At 54.7% G+C, this 23,584-nt stretch carries 16 protein-coding genes; all 16 read right to left on the bottom strand.

Features of this window, described 5'->3' with window-relative positions; translation table 11 throughout:
- Nucleotides 1–83: 83 nt before the first annotated feature.
- Nucleotides 84–8,105 carry a beta-propeller fold lactonase family protein gene (locus H0247_RS15965; RefSeq protein WP_255433995.1) on the bottom strand — a complete coding sequence of 2,674 codons (8,022 nt, stop codon included), beginning with the start codon at nt 8,103–8,105 and terminating at the stop codon, nt 84–86.
- A gap of 57 nt (nt 8,106–8,162) precedes the next feature.
- Nucleotides 8,163–9,794, bottom strand: coding sequence for a Tad domain-containing protein (locus tag H0247_RS15970; RefSeq protein WP_180743419.1), 1,632 nt, complete (start codon nt 9,792–9,794; stop codon nt 8,163–8,165).
- A 196-nt stretch (nt 9,795–9,990) separates the two neighbouring features.
- Nucleotides 9,991–10,623, bottom strand: a complete 633-nt coding sequence (locus H0247_RS15975; protein WP_180743420.1) for a TadE/TadG family type IV pilus assembly protein — start codon at nt 10,621–10,623, stop codon at nt 9,991–9,993.
- Nucleotides 10,616–11,176, bottom strand: coding sequence for a hypothetical protein (locus H0247_RS15980; RefSeq protein ID WP_180743421.1), 561 nt, complete (start codon nt 11,174–11,176; stop codon nt 10,616–10,618). The genes H0247_RS15975 and H0247_RS15980 overlap by 8 nt, the downstream gene beginning before the upstream one ends.
- The gene (locus H0247_RS15985; RefSeq protein ID WP_180743483.1) at nt 11,176–12,027 is read right to left on the bottom strand and encodes a tetratricopeptide repeat protein; all 852 of its coding nucleotides are present in this window, start codon (nt 12,025–12,027) and stop codon (nt 11,176–11,178) included. The genes H0247_RS15980 and H0247_RS15985 overlap by 1 nt, the downstream gene beginning before the upstream one ends.
- A 105-nt stretch (nt 12,028–12,132) precedes the next feature.
- The gene (locus H0247_RS15990; RefSeq protein ID WP_180743422.1) at nt 12,133–13,092 is read right to left on the bottom strand and encodes a type II secretion system F family protein; all 960 of its coding nucleotides are present in this window, start codon (nt 13,090–13,092) and stop codon (nt 12,133–12,135) included.
- Nucleotides 13,093–13,106: 14 nt separating this feature from the next.
- Nucleotides 13,107–14,087 carry a type II secretion system F family protein gene (locus H0247_RS15995; RefSeq protein WP_180743423.1) on the bottom strand — a complete coding sequence of 327 codons (981 nt, stop codon included), beginning with the start codon at nt 14,085–14,087 and terminating at the stop codon, nt 13,107–13,109.
- Nucleotides 14,088–14,105: 18 nt separating this feature from the next.
- Nucleotides 14,106–15,509, bottom strand: a complete 1,404-nt coding sequence (locus tag H0247_RS16000; protein ID WP_180743424.1) for a CpaF family protein — start codon at nt 15,507–15,509, stop codon at nt 14,106–14,108.
- Between the two features lie 60 nt (nt 15,510–15,569).
- Complete coding sequence (locus H0247_RS16005) at nt 15,570–16,769, bottom strand: hypothetical protein (RefSeq protein WP_180743425.1); 1,200 nt, start codon at nt 16,767–16,769, stop codon at nt 15,570–15,572.
- 14 nt (nt 16,770–16,783) lie between these two features.
- Nucleotides 16,784–17,470, bottom strand: a complete 687-nt coding sequence (locus H0247_RS16010; protein ID WP_180743426.1) for a CpaD family pilus assembly protein — start codon at nt 17,468–17,470, stop codon at nt 16,784–16,786.
- 21 nt (nt 17,471–17,491) lie between these two features.
- On the bottom strand, nt 17,492–18,931 hold the full coding sequence (locus tag H0247_RS16015) for a type II and III secretion system protein family protein (RefSeq protein WP_180743427.1): 1,440 nt from the start codon (nt 18,929–18,931) through the stop codon (nt 17,492–17,494).
- 80 nt (nt 18,932–19,011) lie between these two features.
- A complete protein-coding gene (cpaB, locus tag H0247_RS16020) occupies nt 19,012–19,965 on the bottom strand; it encodes a Flp pilus assembly protein CpaB (RefSeq protein ID WP_180743428.1) in 954 nt (317 codons plus the stop codon).
- Between the two features lie 46 nt (nt 19,966–20,011).
- A complete protein-coding gene (locus H0247_RS16025) occupies nt 20,012–20,563 on the bottom strand; it encodes a prepilin peptidase (RefSeq protein ID WP_180743429.1) in 552 nt (183 codons plus the stop codon).
- Nucleotides 20,564–20,570: 7 nt separating this feature from the next.
- Entirely contained in the window at nt 20,571–20,792 is a 222-nt protein-coding gene (locus tag H0247_RS16030; RefSeq protein ID WP_010295686.1) for a Flp family type IVb pilin, read from the bottom strand.
- A 313-nt stretch (nt 20,793–21,105) separates the two neighbouring features.
- Nucleotides 21,106–22,605 carry a HAMP domain-containing sensor histidine kinase gene (locus H0247_RS16035; protein WP_180743430.1) on the bottom strand — a complete coding sequence of 500 codons (1,500 nt, stop codon included), beginning with the start codon at nt 22,603–22,605 and terminating at the stop codon, nt 21,106–21,108.
- Complete coding sequence (locus tag H0247_RS16040; RefSeq protein WP_180743431.1) at nt 22,583–23,293, bottom strand: response regulator transcription factor; 711 nt, start codon at nt 23,291–23,293, stop codon at nt 22,583–22,585. The genes H0247_RS16035 and H0247_RS16040 overlap by 23 nt, the downstream gene beginning before the upstream one ends.
- Nucleotides 23,294–23,584: the final 291 nt, after the last annotated feature.

Consider the following 23,584-nt stretch of genomic DNA (forward strand, 5'->3'; position numbering starts at 1 on the left):
TTCCCTTCGGCTTGCAGGCGGTGGCCTGCAAGCGCTTAGGTGTGTGGTTAAGGAATAAAATCTCGTCTCGATCTGCGGCGTGCTTACGCACGCAGGCTGCTCAGTTCACTGAGCGCCGCCAGCAGCGCATCCTGTTCAGGCTGATGCTGACGCAGTTGTTCGGTAAAGGCGGTTTTCCCCGTTGGTGCTAATCGCTCTGCATCGCGGTTTTCTGCGGGGAGTGCATCAGAGTGGACAGGCAGTTGCATCGCACCACGGTCAGTCGCCATTTCTGCACCAGCGCCCTGTCCGGTTTGCAGCGTAATCGGTACGATCCGGCTGGTGCCGTCTGCGGCCTGCGCTTTCAGTGCCAGTTGGATCTGATTAACCTGTACCGCACTGGTATCGGTAATGCGCACCACGCCGCTGCGGGCATCAAACTGCACCCACGCAGGAAGAGGACGCCCGTTGGCCAGTTGCAGCGTCAGCGTGGCGTTGCCTTCACGCACGCTGAACATGCGCTGCGGCAGGCTAAAGGCGAGCGCGCCGGAGGCATCCGGCTGTAACGCGCCCTGCACGCTGCTGAAAGCCGATTCCAGCGCCGTTGTCTGACCGCGCACGCTCAGGAACAGGTTAGAATCCGCCGAGCGCACGGCGGCGCTATCGCGTATCGCCGCCTCAGCACGTGAAGAGAAGTTGACCTGCTCCAGCGTTGGCATCAGTTGTGACATCACAGGATCAAGGACCCAAGGGGCATCCGACGGACGCGTGGTATCGGCCGCGCGTTGGCGTACAGGTTCGGTAACGATGTTGGTTGGTAGCGGTTGCGCTTCTAGGCGAGATAAATCGGCGACAATCGCCCCCAGCGGCTGTTCGCGTTCCCTTTCTGCCGCCTCTATCGGCAGGCTGACGCCTTGCTGCACCAGAATCACCGGTGCCGCTGTCACGGTGTTATCGGGGGTTTCCGGTTGCGGTTCAACATGGGCTTGCGCCACCGTCACCTTGACAGAATGGGTGGACTCCGCCTTACCATCGCTCGCCGTCAGTACCACGGTAAACTCACCGGATGCAGTCGGTGTGCCAGAAATCGTGCGGGTCGCGGCATCAAAACTCAGCCCATCCGGTAGGCCGCTGACACGCCAGGCAAGGCTGTCGCTATCAGCATCGGTAAACAGATTTTCCGGCAGTGTGTAATGATACTCGGTGCCCGCTTGTAGCTGGCCCAAATCCAGCCCGGCGTTGTCGTTATAAACCGGAGCACTATTGTCTGGCTCCACATCGGGCGCTTGCGCCACCGTCACGTTGACGGAATGGGTCGCTTCCGCTTTGCCATCACTGGCGGTGATGGTTACGGTGAACTCACCGGACACAGTCGGTGTGCCAGAGATTATGCGAGTCACAGAATCAAAACTTAGCCCATCCGGCAGGTCGCTGACACGCCAGGCCAGCGTATCGCTATCAGCATCGGTAAACAGATTTTCCGGCAGTGTGTAGTGATACTCGGTGCCCGCTTGTAGCTGGCCCAGATTCAGCCCGGCGTTGTCGTTATAAACCGGGGCGTTATTGTCAGGAACTTCAGCGCCTTCAAAGGTAATGACCGCTTTTTCTTTGAACGCGGCCTCAACATTCTGTCGCCAGTCAGCATCTTCAAATACGGTCAACCCGATAGTGCGGCTACCAGAACCCTCAGAGCCACCGTGGCTATAGGCAAGGCCATCGATTAACTGTGCGGTGCTTGCACCATCACGCGTTACATAGAGGGTCACGGTAGCAACACCATTAGCAACACTGACACGGTATTCTATCTTGCTGTCACCGACAAACATCTGATAGTCAACGGTTTTGTCGATAACAATTTCGCCGCCGTCCACATGTAGCACATCACCGGTTGTTGCAGGGGAAATGACAATTTCCATCCTGTGAATCTTTTGGCCGACTTCAATAGTGTCGATGGCAGTATTCTTAAACAAGCTGACAGGTTCACCGCCTGACGAGTAGGAACCCCCGACTGGCTCGGTACTGACCACCGCAGGATCGTTAATGCCGACCACATTCACCGCCGCAGTAAATTCTGCCGTATGGCCTTCACCGTCATTGAAGCTGATGCGGAAAGTGGCGGTGTTTCCCGCTAGAGTGGGATCTTGACTGGTGGACTGGTAAGTTATTGCACGCAATACTTGTTGCGCTTCAGCCTGAGCGACGCCCGTCAAGAAAGTGATGGTGAGCGCACCATTAGCAGCCGTTGTGACAGCAGCAATGGCCTTATCCCCTTGCCAGATTTGGCCGTCGTTGAAGCTCAAACCACTGGCAGATGAAACCCCAAACTGGTCACCGGTCTGTGTACCGCCAGTGCGCTCAATAACAATGCTGGCACCCTGATAGCTACTTTGGTCGTTTACCGGTGCAGACACCGTACCGCCAGGAAGCAACGCTACCGGGTTGTCATTTTCGGTAAAGGTGACATTGGCTGGTTTCAGATCAAGAACAACGACACCCTCTGGGGAACCGTAATCAATCGCACCAGTGATATACAGCTGTTTGCCGTCAGCGCTAAACGCAACCTGACGAACCTCATTCAATAGCGTGCCATTAAAATTGGCAAGGTCGCCAAAACCGTCCACGGCCTGAAGTTGCGTCAGGCTACCATCTGCAGCTCGGGCATATAGAATAATGCCATAAGTAGCAAAATTATCGCTTTGTCCTAAATCGCCCGTGATCACCACCGATTTGCCATCGGGTGATATCAGCACCTGTTTGACGGTATTCACCCCGTCAGGAAGAGAAAGGGAAGAGGTTGCGGACAATGCGCCATCATCCGCGACCGTAAGAAGATGAATTGACTTATGATTATCAACTACATACAACGTTTTTCCATCAGGAGAAACGCTCAGTGCAGAAGCATAAAAACCGTCGTCACTGGGACTTGCTCCAGAAACCGCTTGTCTGAAAGTCAGCGTGCCATCATCACCAATACTAAACCGGCTGACCAAAGTGTCACTGCCAGACGTCGCGACAAACAATGATTTACCATCAGGTGATAACGCCAATGCATTAGCAGCATCAAGTTGTAAACCGCTGCTGTAATCATCCGTAAAGGTCTTGCTCAGTGTCAGCGTATTACCATCACGCGTGAAGACCAACAGGCTTTCTCCGGTGGTGATATACACTTGATCATCGTTGATCAACACGTCACGCACCATACCGATATCACGACCAAACGTACCGATCACGTTCAAATCGCTGGCATTAATGATCGCAATACTCTCCGCGCCGATAACATAGAGACTGCTCCCGTCAATGGACGCACGCACCTGCGTCGCGTCAGTCAATCCGGTGATTTCTACGCTATCAGACAGATATAATTTGCCGTCTTCGCCACGCTGAAGCACAGAGAGAGTATTGTAAGTCACATCTTCGCTGGTTTCGGTTTCATCATGATAGATAGAGTCAGTGTGGGTGCGCACCACATAAATATTCTCCCCCGACACGGTGATACCTTGAATGCCGGTAAAACGTGAGTTCCCGTCATCGTCCAGCGCCTCGAATATTTCTGCATAGTCAAGCGAACCGGTCTCTGCCCCCAAATGCACGATCAAACGAGAATCCAGCACAACCACGGCGGTACTAATGTCAAGTTGTGCGGCGTTATCGTTCGCATCGACAAGGCGTGTTAGGGTGACGACAACCTCACCTTCAGCGACGGCGTCCTCCAATGCCTGGTATTGTATATCATCAATCAATGCAGCCACTGCACTTGGTGCATTGTCTCCGTCGTGGAGCACGAGCGTAATAGTCGTCGTGTTATTTTCGATAGATACCTGATACTGGTGCCCATTCGTTGTCACACCCGCAGCATCCGTTGCAGTTAACGGGATTGTACTCCCATCAATCACCAGTGCCTGGTCTGCTCCGGTACGGTTCACCGTAAGCGTCAATTCTGAGAGCGCCGCGCCATCTTTACCCAGAGCAATGTGCACGTCGTCAAATAAATCCACCGCAGCAGGCAAACCATCCAAGCCAACGTCCACCACTGGCTGCTGGCTTTCCGCACTCATATTGGGTTCAACAGAAGGCGCAACCAGCATCAGCGCCAGTGGAATGTCAGCGGATTTTCCCCCGCTGTCGCGCACACTGACGGTCAGATCAACGCGTGCTGGCAATTCAGTCCCGCTGTTACGGTACGTCACCTGCTGTAAAACCTGGTTAACCACAGTTTTAGATATTGGTGATGTAATGCTGACCGTGATCGTGCCTTCCGCTACCGTTACATCGGCGATTTTCACATTATTGAGCAACAGCGTGCTGCCTTTCAGGCTCAGCCCCTGCCCATTTGCCAGCCCAAACACATCGTTAGCGGAAGCATTACCTGAACGAGCGATCGTGAAGGTCATTCCCTGATAGCTATCCAGTTCATCCATATCAACATCGCTAAACTGTATACCCTGAGCAAAAGGCGTATTGGAGATAGATGCACTATAAGAAGCGTGCGCCGCCGCGCTAGACATCATCACACCGGTATTGAAAAAGCGTGCGCCGGTATACAGCGATTTGCCGTCTTCCGATAACGTCAGCGTCGTGACAGGACGCCCTACCGCCAGCGTCCCAGTTTGCGTGAGCTTACCATCCGAACCAATCGCGTAAACCGTCACGGCACCGTTATTACTGCCGACATACAGTGTCTTACCGTCTGCAGAGGCAGTCACGCCCCAGGGATTGCTAAACGTCAGGGCCTCAACCCGGCTGACCATGTTTTCGGCAACATCGTAATGCAGCACCGTCAGGCGGTTGCCCACATTGCTGGTCACAATGTAGAGATAGCCCTCATCGGTGACGGTAAATGAGGAATTGGCGTGGTTAAGCTCATTGCTGGTCCCCAGTGTGCCTGCGGCTTTCGGCACACCCGCGCTGTCGGTATAAGTCAGCGTAACGTCATCACTGCCACGCGCTAACTGGCCTGCGTAGTTCAGCCCACCGTTTGCATCCGTGGTATAAATCGTGATTCGACCCGCATTACCCAGCACATACACCGTACCACTGGCATTCACCGCCATCCCAATCGGCGTGGTGCCATCAACCTGAGTAAACGTCGCGGGATTGCTCAATGTGCCACTATCACCAATGGTGTAGTGGTACAACGTGCCCGCCGTGAGCGCATACAAACTTTTTCCATCATCCGAACGGGCCAGTTTCAGCACATTGCCTGCCAGCCCGTCAACGCGCGCAGTCAGGCTTAACATGCCCGTGTCAGCATTTTTGCTGAATATCAGAACTTCCGAATTAGCGCTCAGATAAACGGTGGAACCATCCGCCGAGAAAACGGCTGCGCGTCCGATAAGTCCGCTGACCTCCGTCCCATTATCCGCATTGCCATCATCCATTCCCGATACAAGACGCTGTAATAGCGTTAGTTTTCCTGTTTCAGGATCGCGCTGATAGAGGCTGACCCGCGCATCGCCGCCATAGTTAGTGGTGGTGGAACCAATAACCAGCAACGTACGGCCATCATCGGACAACACCATGCTGCTGACGTAGTTGTCATAGCCAGTGAGCAGCCCATCGGAGTAATACAAATTAGGATCGACCGCGATATCGGTCTGGATGGTTGGCGCATTATTGATGGCTAACGTTAAGGTGGCCGTAATATCCGGGAGGCCGGTATCCACACTCTCACCGCTGGTTCCGCCATTATCACGCAGGCTGGCCAGCGTCACGGTACGGGTGCCCGCGGTTGCCTGCGGCGTATCGTTAACATAGGCAATGCCGTTTACCAGTGCCTGCACCGCCCCCGCGTTCATGCCCGCGCTACTGTGCACCGTCAGCGTGCCGGTACCGTCATTCAGCGTGTAGGTATAGGTGTAACCGCTACTCGTCTCGCCGCTTCCTGCCTGAGTCAAATCCACACGCGTGCCATCGACAATCAGGAATTCGTTCGCGGCCTGCGCCAACCCGCCGATATTCAGCGTCACATCAAGAATGGTTTGTCCTGCTTCACCGGTCGCAAGCTGTGACTGTGTGAACACGTTAACCGTCGTGGCAGAGGTGTCATAGACCGGAAGCGGTGCGATCGTCGCCGTCAGCAGAGGCGCGGTATTGGCGGTGATCAACACATCCAGCCCCACGCGCTGGCTGTCTGCTTTTCCATCATTGGCATGTAGCGTCAGCCTCACCACGGTGCCGTCAGCAACCGTTCCGGTATTCTGATAGGTGATTTGACGCAGGGCAGCATTGGCATCGCTCCGGCTTACGCCGGGCAGGAAAGCAATCGTCAACACGCCACCAGTCTGGCTGAAGGTAGCAATGGCGCGATCGCCCTGAAGAATCTGTCCATTATCCAGCCGCAGGTTATTCCCTTCACGGAAACTGAATACGTCATCGCTTGATGGGCCGCCATCGCGGGACAGCACCAGTTGCGCCGTGCCGTAATCACCGTTGCCATCGGCCAGTCTGTCAAAATTGGCGTCAGAGAAGGTCAGTCCGGATGCGATCGTTGTTTCCGTTCCACGAATTTGCGTCTGAATTGACGTATAACGGTTTAGGCCGTTACCGGAAGCCACGATGGAATTGCCGTCTGCGGACAGAGCAATATCACTGCCGTTCGTGCTGCCGCTCACGCTTCCCGACAACGTCAGGTTGCCATTGGCCGCGATGGCATAGGTGTTGATCGTGCCATCGGTTGCTGCTGCATAAAGCAGCGCTTTATCGGCATCCAGAGCCAGACTGCCTATGCTGCCGCTGGATATCGTGTTAATGAGCGACGGCTTGCCATTACCGTCAAGCTTATAGATGGATATCGTGTTTGCCGTTGGATCGCCCAGATACACGAATTGTCCATCTTTCGACGCGGCAACGGCATACTCAATGAGCGTAGACCCCGTGTGGCTGAGCTGAACGCTGTCGAGGAGCGTTAATACGCCGGTATCGCTGCGCTGATAGACTTTCAGCTCGTGTGAATCAAACAATGTTGCGCCTGCGTGGGCGATGTAAACATAGTCGCCAGATGTGGCAATAATACCGTTACGGTGTGATGACAAGGTTTGTATTCGTGTCAGCGCCCCTTCATCGCTGCGGCTATAGACGTATACGATCCGGCTAAAGTCGTTGCTGGCATCAACGTAGAGCTGAGTACCGTCGTCAGCCATCGCCAGGCCGCCAACTGAACCAGAACCAACCGAGAGCGTTGCCGTGTGCGTCAATACCCCATCGCTACCGACGCTGAATTGCATCAGGTTGCCATTGCCAGAAATGGTATAGACCGACTTGCCATCACCGCTGACCACCAGATGATTGACGGTTCCCAAATTCTCAACCACTACGCTCTGCTGTGGTGTAAGACGCCCCAAGGTATCGACCGAGAAGACGGAAAGGGTGTTAGCCGTCCCTGCCGCATAAACATAGTTACCATCTGCGGAGTAAGCGATCCCTGTTGAACCCGCCAGAGACCCAGCAGTAAAGGACTCAGCCTCCTGTAACGTTCCCCCGAACAGTTCCGGTGCCACGTTGACAGAACTGTCGATAGTGACGGTCGCATGAATATTCAGCTCGACCGTATCGGTATCATCGCCGCCTTCATCACTCAGGCTTTTCAGCGTCACCACGACATCACCGCCGGCCACGGTGTTATCCAGCGGCTGGTAGGCGATACTGTCGATCAACGCCCTGGTATCCGCGAGATTATTGGTAAAACCGTCGATATTAACGGTCACCGTCGTGGTGTCGCCGCTCACGGCCACAAGGTAAGAGAAGCCATCACTGTCAGCTCGTGTCGTTCCACTTCCCGATTCCAGCGCGATGCTTTTACCGTCAATGACTAATGCCTGATTCGCGCCCGTACGGTTAACGGTAATCACCAGATCTTTCAGTGTCTGTCCGTCTTTATCTGCCGATACGCGAACGTCGCTGAACAGATCGACCGGTTGGAAACTGTCGCTGCTGTCGGTGATGGTGACCGTCGCCTTAACCGGCGTGGCATCAACACCCGGTGCGGTGTCCGTTGCTGCGACGGCTACCGCCACATCTGCCAACGTCGCGACAGCAGCAGCATCAAACATCATGCGTGGTTCCAATACCCACGCCTGACGCGGCGTGCGCGTTAAGCCTGAACCAGATTTTGAGCGGGAAAAAGTCATCGTGTTATGTCCTGTAATAAAGGGGCAAATCGCGTCATTCCTGGCTACCTTCAGCGGTCATTCAACCAGCCGAACATAGCCGCCCTCGGTTTCTATCTGGCTAGCAATACGATCCAACCGTCTAATCAATTGATCCTCAACGCCCTCTGCGCCGAACCCTGCACCGTCGATAAAGCTCATCCGCTTTTCACCCTCGGTACAAATCAGCAGGCCTGGCGTCGCTTCGGCGTCGAACAGGTTGCGGCCAAAATCCTCTGGGTCGCCGGGACGAATGCCGACAAAATAGAATTTGATGTTGCGCGCACGAAAGCTGGAACACAGATCGCGGAAGCGCTGCGCAGCAAAGGTACGGGCGGGATCCGAACCGGTTTGACCACTGAATGCATTGCGGTTGAAGTTGTAGCTGTCGGTGTCAAACCAGTCACCGACGGTGTTGGCCATCATCACGATCACTTTTTGACCGTCACCGTTGCCGTCCAGATTGAAATCCAGCGGCAGCGTGGCATCACCCCAGCCGTCTGAACCGCGCATGTTGGGCGACAGCGCCGCCCCCGCCCATGACATCCCGATGGCGTAGTTCACGTTGAAGCGGGCAGAGAACTGATCGATACGCTGATTCAGTTTGCTTTCTTCATTGGTCAGCGGCATCAGCGCCGCGTTCGGGCACCCTCTATCAGCGACGATAAAGCGGGTATCTACTGCATTGGAGTTGTTATCCCACGGGTAGAGATCGGGATTGGGACCACGCCAGGAGATCGGCGGCGCACCAGGGCTGCCGTTTACCGGCAAATCGTGACGGTAGTACACCCGGAATTGGCCAACGGGCGGCTCATCCCAGAAGAAATTTTCTTCCCGCCCCAACCCACGGTACATGCACAGTAAATTCGCTCGGCGATCGGGGAAACGACGATCAGCGAGGCTGCTGACAACGCCGCTGGCAAACAGCGAACGCAGCTCTGGCGGGTTCAGCGCTCCCGGAGCAGACCAGCGCCGAATGCGGTTGGCGTCTTCCGCATCGTACACACTCACCGACTGGCTATACGGCACCAGCGATAGCCACAGGTTGTCACGCTTGCCGTCTGCGCTACTCAGCATGCGCTCGACGAAACTGCGGCTAACGCTTTTCAGCGAACGGATATCCCCTTCGCTCATATCCCCCGTCACTGGCATGACAAAGGCAATTTCGGTCGGGCGGTTGACGATCTCTGACGTCGAGTATACTTCCTGCTTCCTTGCTCCGAGGTTCAGCAGGCTAGGCTTGGTTTCGAAGGCGACGGTGACGGTATAGGTTTTACGCGTCTCGCTGTTGCGCCCTTCCGTGACGGCCACATCGCCTACCTCCAGTTTTTCACTCAGGGCCTTATTCATCCCCAGATTATTTTTGACGTAGTCATACGCCAACTTATTGGTCTCTTCCTGGCTGTACTCTTCACCATTAATGGTCGCCTGATGCCCGACGGCCAGCGCAGCGGCATCCGTCGCACGCTTGATCTGCGTGGCATCACCGGTTGCCGTGGAGGTATCCACGATAAAAGCCGCCGTCACCAATAACGCCATCGCACCCAGCACATAAAACCCTGTACCCGCCCCTTTTTCCTGCTGAATAAAGGCAGACAGGCGTTCACGCCAGAACAGAGTGATTCCGGTAGCGTCTTTTTTTACTCTTCTGTTCTGTAAGGTTTTTTTCATCCTTTCCTATCCTGTATTCCTGGATTCAGCGCATACTCAACCCGCCCATAAAACGGGAAAATAAAACGACATGGCTCACACGTTATTTGTCTTAATCGTTTTGTTATTCCGGTAACGAGAAACTCGCTGCCGTTTGCGGTCTATTTGCCGCTTCTATGTCTTCTATAAAACCCGTAGTCTTCTATAAAACCCGTAGCTATTGATCTTCTTCTTCCAGACCGGCCTCTTTTTTGAGTACCTCATCCAGCTCAACCACATTGATAGCCACCCGGTTAACTGACGATGCATGCAGCAGACCACCCAACGACAGGCCGCCCAGCAGGCTCACATCTTTCCCCTGACGGCAGATTTCGACCACCATCATGGAGGTGTTCTTGCTGCCCTCTTCGCGGTCTCTTTCCGGCAGTTCAGGGAGGTACTCTTCGCCCGGCAGGGTTTCACTTTCTGCACATAGCGCCTCTGCCGTACCTCTGCTCAACTGCCAGTACAGCTCGCCGGTCTGGCGCACGTTGCTGATTAACAGTTGGTAATTGCCTAACCCTTCCGCTGGCAACACCGTATTGAGCAGACCTTGCAGACCTTTCTCATCCAGCTTTTGCTGCATCGCCAGTATCGACGCAATGGCACCCGCGCGTTGTTCCATACGCGTACGCTCCAACCCGACGGTATAGATATCCGCACACAGCGACCCCATCGCCAACACAATCGGAAACGCTAACGCCGTTTCTACCGCGGTAGAAGCACGACAAGAAAACCAGAAGCGGCGGAGCCCATTCAGTAAACGGCTGGCTTTCCGTGAACGACTGGTTTTCAGTAAAAAATCAGTCATTGCGCAGTTCCGTCCCAAATACATGTTTGTACTGGTAGCGGAAGGTGTCCCCCAGCGTTAACACCTCCGGTAGCGGCGTGATAAACGCCTTTTTAATCTGCACCGTCACGGACCACACTGGCAGTGTCGTCGTTTCCTCGCCATTGGGATTGTCCTGACTGCTATTGCCGTTAGTCAGCCCGCCAAGCTGGCTCAGATTGTCGAAGTGCAACACGCTGACAGTTAAATCGTCTTCCTTGAGGTAGCCGTATCCCGCTTCAACCATGCGCGCCTTTAGGCGGGTTCCCATCTGCTCCGCACTGTCCGACGCGAGATTATCGAGCCTGAAAGCCTGCACGGCTTTATCCAACGCAGCGCTACCAGCGGCAATCACTAGCCCGATACGCGCCAGTTCAAACAGCATCATCACCCCGACCAGAACGACCGGCACCAGAAACGCCACTTCCGTCGCGATCACACCATGCGTGCTGCGCCAGTGACGTTCATGGCACGGCACAATACTTTGCACTGTGTCCCTATCACGCCACGGGCCGAGATTACGAAGCCACGCCATTACTCAGGAGCGCTCAATTGCAGGCGTTGACGGCTGGATAACAGCAGCGCTTCACCACGGGATTTATCCTGCTGCATCTGCTGTAAACGCTGATGCAGCTCGTCGATCAAGCCATCAATACGCTGTGGCTGGGCAATGGTCGCCAGCGCCGAACGTGCGTCATCCTCTCTGCCGCCAGAAAGGTAGGCCAGCGCCAGATTCAGTCGGCCGGTTGCGTTACTTTCATCCACCGAGCGCAGCAGAGAAATCGCCTTGTCCGCATTGCCGCTTGCCAGCCATGAGAGCGCCAGATTGTTGAGTGCCGCGACATCTGCTGGGTTTACCTGCAACGCTTTTTCAAACAGTTGTCGCGCTTCGGCGTGTTTACCTGAGGCATCCATTACCACACCCATGCCATTGAGAGCGCCAGCGTCGTTCGGCTGTGCTTTCAGCGCACAGGCAAAGTCGGTTTGCGCCATCGCATTACGTCCCAATGCCAGCTGTGCACGACCCATTCCCAGACACACCGCAAGCGCCTCTTCCGGCGTCATTTTGTTAGTATCACCGCCCAGCGCCTGACGTGCGCGTCCGTACAGCTCCAGCGTTTGCTGCGGTGAACGCGCCAGCGCTGCAACACTGGCATACTCCAGCATCTCAGCGCCTTTCAACGCATCACGGCTATCCAGACGCGCATACACTTCCGTCGCCGCTTCAACACGCCCTTGATCGCGTAGCAAACGCGCCAGACGCAGGCCTTCATCTTTACTGCCTTTAATCGCCATCGAGCTGCCGCATCCCACTAGCACGGTACTGACGATGAGCAATGCCAGCATGGGCGCGCCGCGCTTAAGTTTTGCTACCAGATCGATCATTTTCTCTAACTCCATCGGTTGTCACCCTAGTGAATTCCGGTTCAGACCGGGAATCACGTTTTAAAATCAACATGTCGGAAACAAAACTACATGTCTGAAACAAGACTACTGGGCCAGCAGGCGGACCACGCGCACCAGTGCAGGCGACGCCATAATGGCGATAATCGGTGGCAGGATCAGCGCCATCAACGGCACGCTCAACTGCGCAGGGAGCTTACCCGCTTTCTCTTCCAGACTCAGAATCAGCGTCTTGCGGCTTTCATCCGCAATCGTGCGCAACGCCTGAGACAGCGGCGTACCGTAGCGCTCCGCTTGAATCAGCGTCGCCACCATACTTTCGATCTCGCTGACGCGGGTACGCTCTGCCAGATGTTTCATCGCCAGCGTACGATCCGATAGGATCTGTAATTCTGCGGCGGTGTAATGCAGTTCATCCGCCATTTCCGGTGAAGACAGTCCCAGTTCTTTCGATACCACCTGCAACACACGCCCGATAGGCAAACCCGCTTCGGCACAGACCACCATCAGATCCAGCGCATCTGGCACCGCGCGCGCCAGCTTTTCGCCCCGGCTTGCCGCACGCCACTTCAGCCACCACTCCGGCACCATCGAGCCAACAAAGAAACCAATGAGCCCTGCCGCGACGCCCGTCAGCCCAGCACGGTCAGCAGGCGGCAACCATCCCCACACCAGAGCGATAGCAAGCAGCGCCCCGGCGGCAAATTTTCCCATCACCAACCAACCCACCGCTTCGTTACGGCGGATCCCAGCCAGATCCAGCAAACGGCGCAGATTGCGACGATCGCGATCCGATCCCGACAGACGCTCGCCCTGTGTGGCCAGCGGCTGCAATAACGTTTCCAGCAGAGGAGATAATGTCGTTCCCTGACCTCTCAGGATGTTTTCCTGAGAATTTTCTTCTGAGAGAGGAACGGGCAGATGCCCGCGCATGCGAATCTCCAGCTGCTTGTATTGCTGTGTTTTATGCTGTGTCCGTGCCAGGTAAATCCCAGCCACCATCAGCACAAGCGCCAGCAGCAGTAAGGGATCGTCAAAAACAGTCATGAATAGCTCTCCCTTTACCCTATTCGCTTAACCATCACGTGCGTGATCAACATGCCGACCGAGACACTGCACAAGGCATAAATCAGCACCGACGTTCCCACCGGATCGGAGAACAAGAAACTGAAATCCTCCGGTGACTTCATGTACAGATAGGCCAGACAGCCGGGGAACAGTGCAGCGACAATCTTGGCGGACGCCCGCGCTTCCGACGTTTTGGATTGCACTTTCAGTTGCAATTCCCGACGTTCACGCAGCGTCGCGGACAGACGTTCGAGCGTTTCGCCCAGTCGTCCACCGGCTTCCTGATTGATGATCAGAATCACCACGAAGAAACGGTATTCGGACATCGGCACCCGCGTCGCCGAGGCCTGGATCACCTGACGCAGCGGAATCCCCAGACGCAGCCAGTGGTCAATCACCTTAAATTCATTTGCCAACGGCCCAGTCAGATGCTCAGCGACAATCGCAAACGTATTCGCAACGGGTACACCGGCACGACAACTGCGGGTAATCGCATCAATCGCTTCCGGTAGACTCTCGCGCAGCGCTTTCAGGTGTTTTTGCAGGGTTGAGCGAAACAGCAGCAGACCAATGCTGATAAACAGCAGCAGCGTAAATACCAGTCCCATTGTGAGCGGCAGCAGGGTTCGTTGACCCAGAATCATGCCGAATATCAGGCAGACCGCAGCCAGCGCCAGAGCACGCTGAAGCAGGTTCTTTTTCCAACCAATGAACGTCATCTGCGCCCAGAGGATCGCCAGCCAACGCCCAATCACAGGGACCCCCATCAGCGGCGTTCTGATCTCGTCACGCAGAATGGAATCAGACGCTACGGCGGCAGCCGACGGGCTGACCTCATTCAAAATCTGCTGCCAACGCTGTTCGCGCTGCATGCGCTGCTGCCGTGATTTTCTCCAGGCGTTAACCGCCAGAAGCAGCATCAGCACGCTGCAAAACACCAGCAGCGTAATCAGGTTCAGACGTGCGTCACTCATCGGCGTCTCCTTCGTCCATTACTGCGCATCAAACAGGTGCGATTTGTCGCTGTAGAACTGCGGACGCTGGATGTGCTGCACATATTCCCCCGTCAACAGCCCCTGTCCATCCATCCCCTGAATGTTAAAGCTGAACAGATCCTGAAGCTGGATGACTTCGTTCTCCATGCCGCACACCTCGGTGATGGAGACCACGCGACGCATACCGTCGCGCATACGTTCGATCTGCACGATCAGGTGCACCGCGCTGGCGATCTGCCGACGGATCGCCATCAGCGGTAGCTGCATGTTTGCCATCATCACCATGTTTTCCAGACGTTGTATCGCATCGCGCGAGGTATTGGCGTGTACCGTACACAGCGACCCATCGTGGCCGGTGTTCATCGCCTGCAACATGTCAAAGCTCTCGCCGCCGCGCACCTCACCCAGAATGATACGGTCAGGGCGCATACGCAGGGCGTTACGCATCAGATCGCGCTGATCGACGCGGCCAGTACCTTCGGCGCTGACAGGACGGGTTTCCAGCCTGACCACATGTTCCTGCTGCAATTGCAGCTCGGCGGCATCTTCAATAGTGATGATGCGGTCGGTACTGCCGATCTTCTGCGACAGCGCATTCAGTAAGGTGGTTTTCCCCGCGCCCGTTCCGCCGGAAACAATGACGTTGACGCGCGCCTGCATCGCTTTGTTCAGGACATCCGCCATCGCATAGGACATGCAGCGACGCTCTGCCAGCATTTCCAGCGACAGGTTGCGGCGCATAAATTTACGGATCGAGATCGTGGTGCCGTCGATCGCTAGCGGATAGGTGATGACGTTGACGCGGCTACCGTCCGGCAGACGCGCATCCACCATCGGGCTGGCTTCGTCGATACGGCGCCCGACTGCGGCAGCAATGCGCTGCGCGGTGTTAAAGACATGCTCTTCATCAATGAAGGTAATCGGCGACAGTTCCAGTTTGCCAAAACGCTCGACAAACACCTGACCGGCGCCGTTGACCAAAATATCGTTGACCGTGTCATCCGACAGCAGCGGCTGGATCGGCCCGATCCCGGTCATCTCATCCAGCATTTCGGCGGCAATGGCTTCCTCTTCCTGCCGGGAAAGCTGCAAGCGCTGTTCATCACAGATGCGGCGGATCACCGTTTCGATCTGCACCAGCAACTTGTCACGCCCCATCATCGCCGCTTTACCTGCGTCGATCTGATCGTAGAGCTGTGCGCGGATAATCCGGCGCTGGCTGGTCCGGCTGTCCGTCTGGCGCGCGGCTGGAGCGGATCCAGACGCGGTATTCGCCGCAGGCTGTGCGCGGCTCTCCGCAGCCGGACGCGTTTTCAATTCTGCCACATTGGCAGCAGGCGCAGGCTGAGGCGTGCTTTTTCCTGCTTCACTTTTTTGCAGGTTATTCTTGCGAATCAACATAATCCTGAACCCCAAAAAACAGTCTGTAACCCGTTGAAAGACGGCTAACGCTTAATATCATTAGGCGCGCTTTAACCAACGCGAGAACCAGCGCTTTTCCGCCGGTCTGGCGCGCACGCCGCAGGCCAGATCGACCAACTGGCGCAAACCCTGCTGGAAAGCAGGCGCCGCAGACAGATTCAGTGCGCCGAGCGTCAGGCTTTGTGCCAACGCATGGCCCGCATTCGGCAGCACGACATCAATCTTCCGGCCAGTAAATTGTTCGAACTGATCGCGGCTTAACGGCGCGGCGCCGGCAAAACGGCTCTGGTTATGTACCAACAACAGACGTTGCCCTTCGCTTTCGTCGCCGATCTCATTCAGCACGCGCCGCACATTACGCGCATCCTGAAGCGTCAATTCCGTCACGATGATGCGCAGATCGGCATAAGTCAGCACGTCGAGCGCACCCGTTGGGTAGCTGCTGGGCAGATCCCAGATCACCTGATTGAACATGCGACACAGCGCACCACCGAGGTTCAGCACGTTATCCACATCCACCGGGCTCAATTCACCCAGTTCCGGCTTCTGCGCCAGCAGATGCAAACGGGTATCCACGCGCAGCATGGCGCGTTGCAGCAATCGGGTATCCAGCTCCTGTGTCCCCAGCACCGCTGCCAGCCCTGCGTCATCGGTTTGCCCTTGCAGCAGCAGTTGGTCGCCGTTACGCCGGTCGAAATCGACCAGCGCGACGGGCAAATGACGCTCGCCGGACAGCAGGCGGCTTAGTCCCATCGCCACGGTACTCGCCCCACTACCACCGCTGGCGCCGACAACCGCAATCGTCCGGCCCATACGGGCATATTCCGGTCCAGCTTGTTGGCCTTCACACTTCGCCAGCGTCGCCGCCAGCAGATCCAGCGTGAACGGCTTCACCAGATAGTCCACCACGCCAGCCTGAAGCAGCGCACGGTACAAGCCGACATCCTGTTCTTTGCCAATAGCAATCACCTGGCTGGTAGGGCCACAGACACTCAGCAGCTCTTCCAGTGCAGGTAACGGCCAGTGCTCCGCTTCCAGATCCACCACTAAAATGCGCGGCGGAACATTCAGCTCACACCATTGACGAGCAGCAGCGATACCACCGGACATCACCGGTACATCTGGCTGTTTAAGGCGAGTGAAGAGATCGCCGATATCGGCCACATCGCGTACATCATTAGCGAATGCCACCAGCGGCAACGCCAGTTCTTCACCATCGTTAGGGGTAATTTCACTCATGGAATGTCACGCCCTTAATCTTCTTCAAAGTTAATGTCGATGAGCTCTTTCACTTCACCTTTGTGATAGCGTTCGATGCTATTGACCGCCGCTACGCCATCCGCATCATCCAGTGCTTTCGCCTGAATCAGATCGCGTGGTTCAGCAACCATCATCGCCAGATTGTTTTGCGTGGCGCAGCCGAGAGAGCCAGTGGCTTCATAAGGCTTCACCATCAGTTGATTCGGGTCATTGATCGTGCAACGGGTGGTTTTGACCACCAGCGCCTCGGAAATCACTTCCAGATCGCCGTTCTGACCGCTCGCCGTAGAACGGCGCATCTGTTTCACGTTCTGTGGATTCGCGCCGGCATTTTTCAGCACAGTAGCCAATCGCCCAGCCATCTGCTCACCGCTCGCACTGTGTGGGATCAGCGTCAGCGTCTGTGCCGATAACCGCCCCTGATCCTTCAGCATGATATTGAGCTGCTTCAATGATTCAGGGAGGAATCCCCGCCCGTTCGGCGCGGCCACTAACGGCACGGACACCGATGAAGGCTGGACGGCGATGGGTTGAAGCCCAGGCTGGTCAAAACGCTGCATACGAACATCGTTAATCGGTTTATTCCATCCGCAGCCAGCCAGCAGAAAAATGGCGGTCAGCACCGCTGCACGCAGGGGCAGAGGACGAAACGAAGGGTGGTTGCTATTGATCGTTTTCATGTGTTATTTCCCCTCGCGAACTCAGTAGAGATAGCCGATAGATGCAGAACGCGGCATGGATGAATCCAGCATTTTTACGCCTTGCCCCGGCGTTTGAAGATCGCCCGCATTAACTGGCTCAACCACATAAGCAGTCGCGATAATCACCAATTCCGTTTCTTCCTGACTGGTGGCTTCGCTTTCAAACAGGCGGCCAAACATCGGGACGCTACTCAGCCCTGGCACGCCGTTGATTGTCTGGCTACCGGCGCTACGCAACATCCCCGCCAGTGCAAAGCTCTGCCCGCTGGCCAGCTCTACCGTGGTATCCGCACGGCGTACCGTTAAGGCCGGAATACGCGATCCGCCCTCCAGTTGTACGGAACCGACGTCCGTGAGTTCACTGACTTCCGGCGCAATGTGCAGGCTGATACGGTTGGCAGACAGCAGCGTTGGCGTCATGCGCAGAATCACACCGTAAGATTTGTAATCGATGCTGACGCTGTTGTTGGTGATGAGGACGATCGGCACTTCGCCACCTGCGGCAAACGCCGCCGTTTCCCCAGACATCGCCGTCAGATTGGGTTCAGCCAATACCGTTGCCATGCCCTGTTGGTTCATGGCGGTTAATAATCCACTCAGTCTGGAGCGTCCGAAGTTCAGGAAACCCGCATCCGTTGGGTTAGAAAACCGTCCAGTCGTGGCATTAAACAAGTTCAGACGCGATCCGCTGCCCGCACTCATGTTGCCGCTACCGGTACTCAACGATGCCGCCCAGTTGAAGCCCAGTTCACTGGTCAGCTTGCGAGAGACTTCCACCACACGCACCTGAATATTGATTTGCGAAGGCGTTTTGATTTTGAGCTGATTGATCACCTTGCCGGACGTTTCGCTGGAACCCGGCAATTTCTCGCCACCGCCTCCACCGCCACCTTGCCCACCACCGGAAGATGCACTGATGTAAGCTTGTATGCTGTCGATGACGCGCTTGGCATCCTGCGGGGTATCCACACTACCGCGTACAATCACACCGCTAGGAATCGAGGCTTCCAGTTGGATATCCGCACCGGGGAATTCACGCTTCATGCGCTCACCCAGCGCTTTCAAGTCATGCTCGGACACCAGGCGAATCGCGTTGATGACATTGCCATTTTCATCCATCGCATAGAGCGTGGTGGTGCCGACGCTTTTGGCGTAGACAAACAAATTACCCGGTGAAGGCAGTTCAAAGCTGGCGATATTCGGATCGGCCACCAGCACGCTGTCCGGCAGTCCATGGAGTTGCAGTAACCGTCCCTGATTCACGGTCAAACGCACCTCATCGGTGACTGGCGCCACAGATACCCCGGCAGCCAGCGTGGTCGCAGGCAACATCATCGTCGTCAGCGTGACAGGCAATACCGCGTTAAACAGGCCAGCGGTCAGCAATCGTTTGCACGTACCCCGAAAGTCCGATTTCAAAAACAGCGAAAACATCGTCATTTACTTAATTTCCGTAATGGGCTTCATTTTTCCATGAACAACTCGCGGCTCCCCGCAGGCTGTCAGATGGCGTACTCGTCTTATCGGGAGGGGAACGTCACCACGTCTTTTTGCTCAGCGCGATAGATTTTCACTTTGCGTTCACCAGATCCTGCTGATAGCACCCCGTAAATATCGGTCGCGCGCGGAACCGTGGTCACATGAGGACGTCCTGTTGCTGGATCGACCGCATCATCCAGATCGGCACTGCGTAGTGCCAAATGCAGAATACCCAGCTCTTTGGCAACCGCGAGCGCTTCAGCCTGCTGAGGCGTGACTTCCAACGTGACGGTTTGATAGGTAGCAGAACGCGAACGGGGGCCTGCGGCAGGCTCACGGCTTTTCGCTACAACATCCAGCGAACCGCCGTCTTCTGGGCTAATATCTGTGCGTGTGTAGATCGGCGTACCGACCTTATCATTCAGTGCCAATACTCTCAGGTCACGAACAATGGTCTGCGAAGCCAAAAGTGGCATCACAACTGGCTGGTTACGGCTTGCGGGTAACTCTGACTGATCGTCTCGTCTCATGCTGAGGATCACATCCACGCGATCGCCTGCTGACACCAATCCGGCATTGCTCGCAATCGCGCTAGTGGGAACGGAGATAGCCCGCATTCCTTTATGCAGCACGGCGGCAACAAAGCCCGGTTCATTGGGTTTCACAACAACGTTACTGCTAAGCCGAGTCCCCTCCTTTACTGTTTCACGCAGGGTTGCGCCAAATAGCAGAGACTGGCTATCCTGGCCGCGAACGAAGTTAAACGAACGGGAAACGGATTCATCCGTGGTTTGCCAGCGTAGTGAGCTAGAATCAATGAAATCACCGGGATGCAGATCTTTTGCGGCCACCAAGACAGCGGCTTTTTCCGGTGCTTTAACCACTACCGGAGGCGGCGCAGGGGGTTCAGAAGAGAGATGGCTACGCACCATCAGCGCAACAATGCCTGCCAGCACGAGCGCGCCTGACAGTACGTATGTAGAGTTCACTTTCATTTCAACTTGCCTACCCTAGCGTGTGTGTCTTAAAGCTGCGACAGAATTAAAACAAGGGAAAAATCAGGACATACATCGCGCCGAACGCAATGGCGACGCCGTAAGGTATGCCTTGAGAAAGGTCGGCGGGCAACGCGGGTGGCATAGGCAACCGACTCTTGAATATCCGGTTGGTGGTTTGAATGCCCATCGCCACCGCTGTGGGTACGGTATTGAGCAGCGGCAGGCTAAGCGCCAACACACCGCCAGCCAACGCCGTTACCATGACGAAAACGATCTGGTGCCCTTGCCCAACCCACAGGCACAGCACACTCATCAGCTTGACATCCCCTGCACCTAGTCTGCCGGTGAGGAAAAGCAAAAACCCCACAGCCAATACCACCGCCGCGCCAGGCAACGCCCAAAGCGTTTTCCGTAATACCAACATATCTAACACACCAGATTGCAGGACATGTGAAGCGCTGAAGAACAGCCAGCCCAGCAATAAAATCAGTACCACCCGATTGGTAATTTTGCGTACTAACAGGTCGGTACTGATACACCACAGCAGGCAGCCCATCAGCAGTACCGTCTGCGGCCAGTGCGTGTAATCCGCCATCTCGCGTTTATTTCGCTGCGCCGGAGGTACCGCCGCTGGTTCCCGTGCCGGTGATTTGATCGGCGATTTGGGTGAATTTCTCATTCAGCGCTTTCACGAAGATACCGTCGCCGCCGAAAATAGCGCCGATGGCTGCCGCCATCGCCGCCGCAAGAATGCCGTATTCGATTGCCGTTACACCGCTCTCGTCACGCAGGAAAGAACGTAATTTTGCTTTCATGTTTTTCATGGGAAGACTCTCTAATCCGCAGGCAAAGGAATCATGGCCAACTCGGGAATTCGGGGGGATGCCATGATGATAATAAGATTAATAATGAGACTTATTATCAAACACCGCAAGCAGCAGAACATTAATATTCGTTAATCTTTCCATACGAAAAATTATCAATATAAATCAAAAGCTAACACGAGTTACATTGTGGGGGAAATTAATAAATATTCATGTTTTTTGCAGGGGTATTCATAAGAAATTGAGAGTAGCGTATCGCGGCAAGCCGAGGAAAATCGCTCGCCGCGCGTCTGTTCATCGTAAGAAAAGCGTATTAACAGCGATTGAGGCACAGGTAGACATTCAAGCCCGGCGCAGAGGAGTCCAGATAGAGTTTGCCACCGTGTAGGTCAGTAATCGCCTGAACCAAAGACAGCCCCAGCCCATAGCCGGACTGAAACCAGGTATCCAGCCGCTGAAAGCGTTGTAGTGCTTTGGCGTGTAGCGCGGGCGGAATCCCCGGACCGCGGTCAGCGACGCTCAGGGCGATCCAGCCACGATACAGCGTCACGCTTAACGTGATGTATTTTCCCTGTGCCGCGTATTTCAGCGCGTTTTCTACCAGATTGGCCAGCGCCTGAAACAGTAGCGCCCGGTCGCCAAAGAGCTGGATACCGGCTTTGATTTCAATCTTCAAGCGACAGCCGCGTTCTTCCGCCAGCGGCTGATAATATTCGGCAATTTCTTCCAGCAGTTGACGCGCTTCAATGTTCTCAAACTGGTGCACACAGCGCCCGCTTTCGATTTCACCGATGCGCATCACGGTACGGAACAACCCGAGGATTTTATGCACCTCGTCCACCGCCAGATTCAATTCATCACGCACGTCGTTATCCAGCCCTGCACGTTCCGTCAGGTTGAACAATCGGTTTTGCAGATGGGTCAACGGGGTACGTAGTTCGTGCGCGACGTGGCTTGAGGTATTACGCACCTGCTCCATCAGGCGCTCAATCCGTTCCAGATTCTGATTAATGTCAGCACTCAGGCTGTCAAAATCATCGTCATAAGGCGACAGCGGCATACGTACCTGCTGCTCGCCGCTGCTGTAGCGATGCAGCGCCGCACGGATTTTCTCCACGCTGCGCAAGCTGCGTAAACTGAAATGGCGACTGACAAACAGGCAGAAGAGCAGCACGATAAACAGTCCCGCTCCCGCCACCAGCGGGATGGTTCTCACCCGTTCTAACATGGGCCGAATGTTGTAGGCGGTAAACAGCACACCGCCATCATCCAGCATGACGGACAACCCGATCAGATTGGGATCGTCTGGGCTGGAAATTTCGGCCTTAAGGCAACTGACATCCATCCGGCAATCGGTATGCTGCCGCATTTCCAAAGGGTGTGAGTTGATAGAATCGGTACTTAAAGGGTGTGTTCTTAGAGGGTGATTGTGATACAGAATATCACCGTCTTTATTCATCACCAGAAACAACGGTAATTCATCCCCTTTTGAGCGATTATCCTGCCGTAATTGCACGATCAGACTATCGGCATTCGTTAAGCGCGACTGCATCGAGTAATCGTAGATATTACCCAGAATAACTTCACGGACATGCGTTCTAATCAGCGTTTCACTTAATGAACTGAAGCCGACAATACACATCAGCATCATTAATAAGAATAGAAAAACAATGGTTATTGCCTGACGAAAATTAGAGGTGCATAAAAAGCTGGGATATTGACTTGCCCCCAGTAATTGCCAGTGTTTTATTTTTACCTGCCAGCGCTGCCCTAGCCTCTTTATTTTTATTTTATTCCGCGTGGCTGCCAACATCGGCTTTGTCCTTATCTACCGCGCCTAATGCGTAGCCCATCGCTCTCAGCGTTTTAATTAATGGGCGTGGGAAGCCTTTATCAATTTTCGCCCGCAACTTTGACATATGAACGTCGATCAAATTGGTTTGTGGATCAAAATTATAGCCCCATACACGCTCTAACAGCATGGTGCGCGTAATCGCCTGACCTGGATTTTCCATCAATATAATCAGTAACTTGATTTCTTTATCAGTCAAATCGATACGTTTGCCTCCTCGCCATGCAATACGCTGCATACGGTCAAGTTGCAAGTCTTCAAAAGTCAGCATGGAAGGGTTATCCGCATGGCATTTACCGCGCCGCGCCATGATATCCAAACGTAGCCGCAACTCATTAAAATTAAAAGGCTTACCGAGATAATCTTCCGCGCCGAGCTCTAACCCCATCACCCGATCGACATCACGATCTAGCGCTGAAAGCAGCATAATAGGCGGATGACGTGAACCTTGTAATTCACGTAATACCGTGAACCCGTCCATGATGGGTAACATTCTGTCTAACAGAACGACATCGTAGACTTCATCCTTGATCGCTTTTAATGCGTGTGCGCCATCGTGCACCATTCGGCAAGAATGGCCGTGGGAATGTAATTTAGATCCCAGCCAATGACACAGCACAGAATCATCATCAACCACTAATACACGCATAATTTTCCCCTATAAACGTGGCTTATTACCTAATTAATTCAGGGTTAATGTCCGTTTTATTTTTTATCTGGTACTTCAAACAGCCATTCACCCCACACGGTTCTGACATGTGCGGGCCGTCTTCTACATCTGAACGTTCTATTTATGAGAATTGTCCTACAGATAATAACAATCATTATCATTTAGTGACAAGCAGTTTACAATCCTCTGACATCGCTCTTAGGCTGGACGCATAAAAAACATCCCCATCGCTTACACCATGGGGATGTTAAGAAAGGAAAGAGAAGAGAA

Origin of the sequence: Pectobacterium sp. CFBP8739, from assembly GCF_013449375.1 — a bacterium.
Lineage (GTDB): Bacteria > Pseudomonadota > Gammaproteobacteria > Enterobacterales > Enterobacteriaceae > Pectobacterium.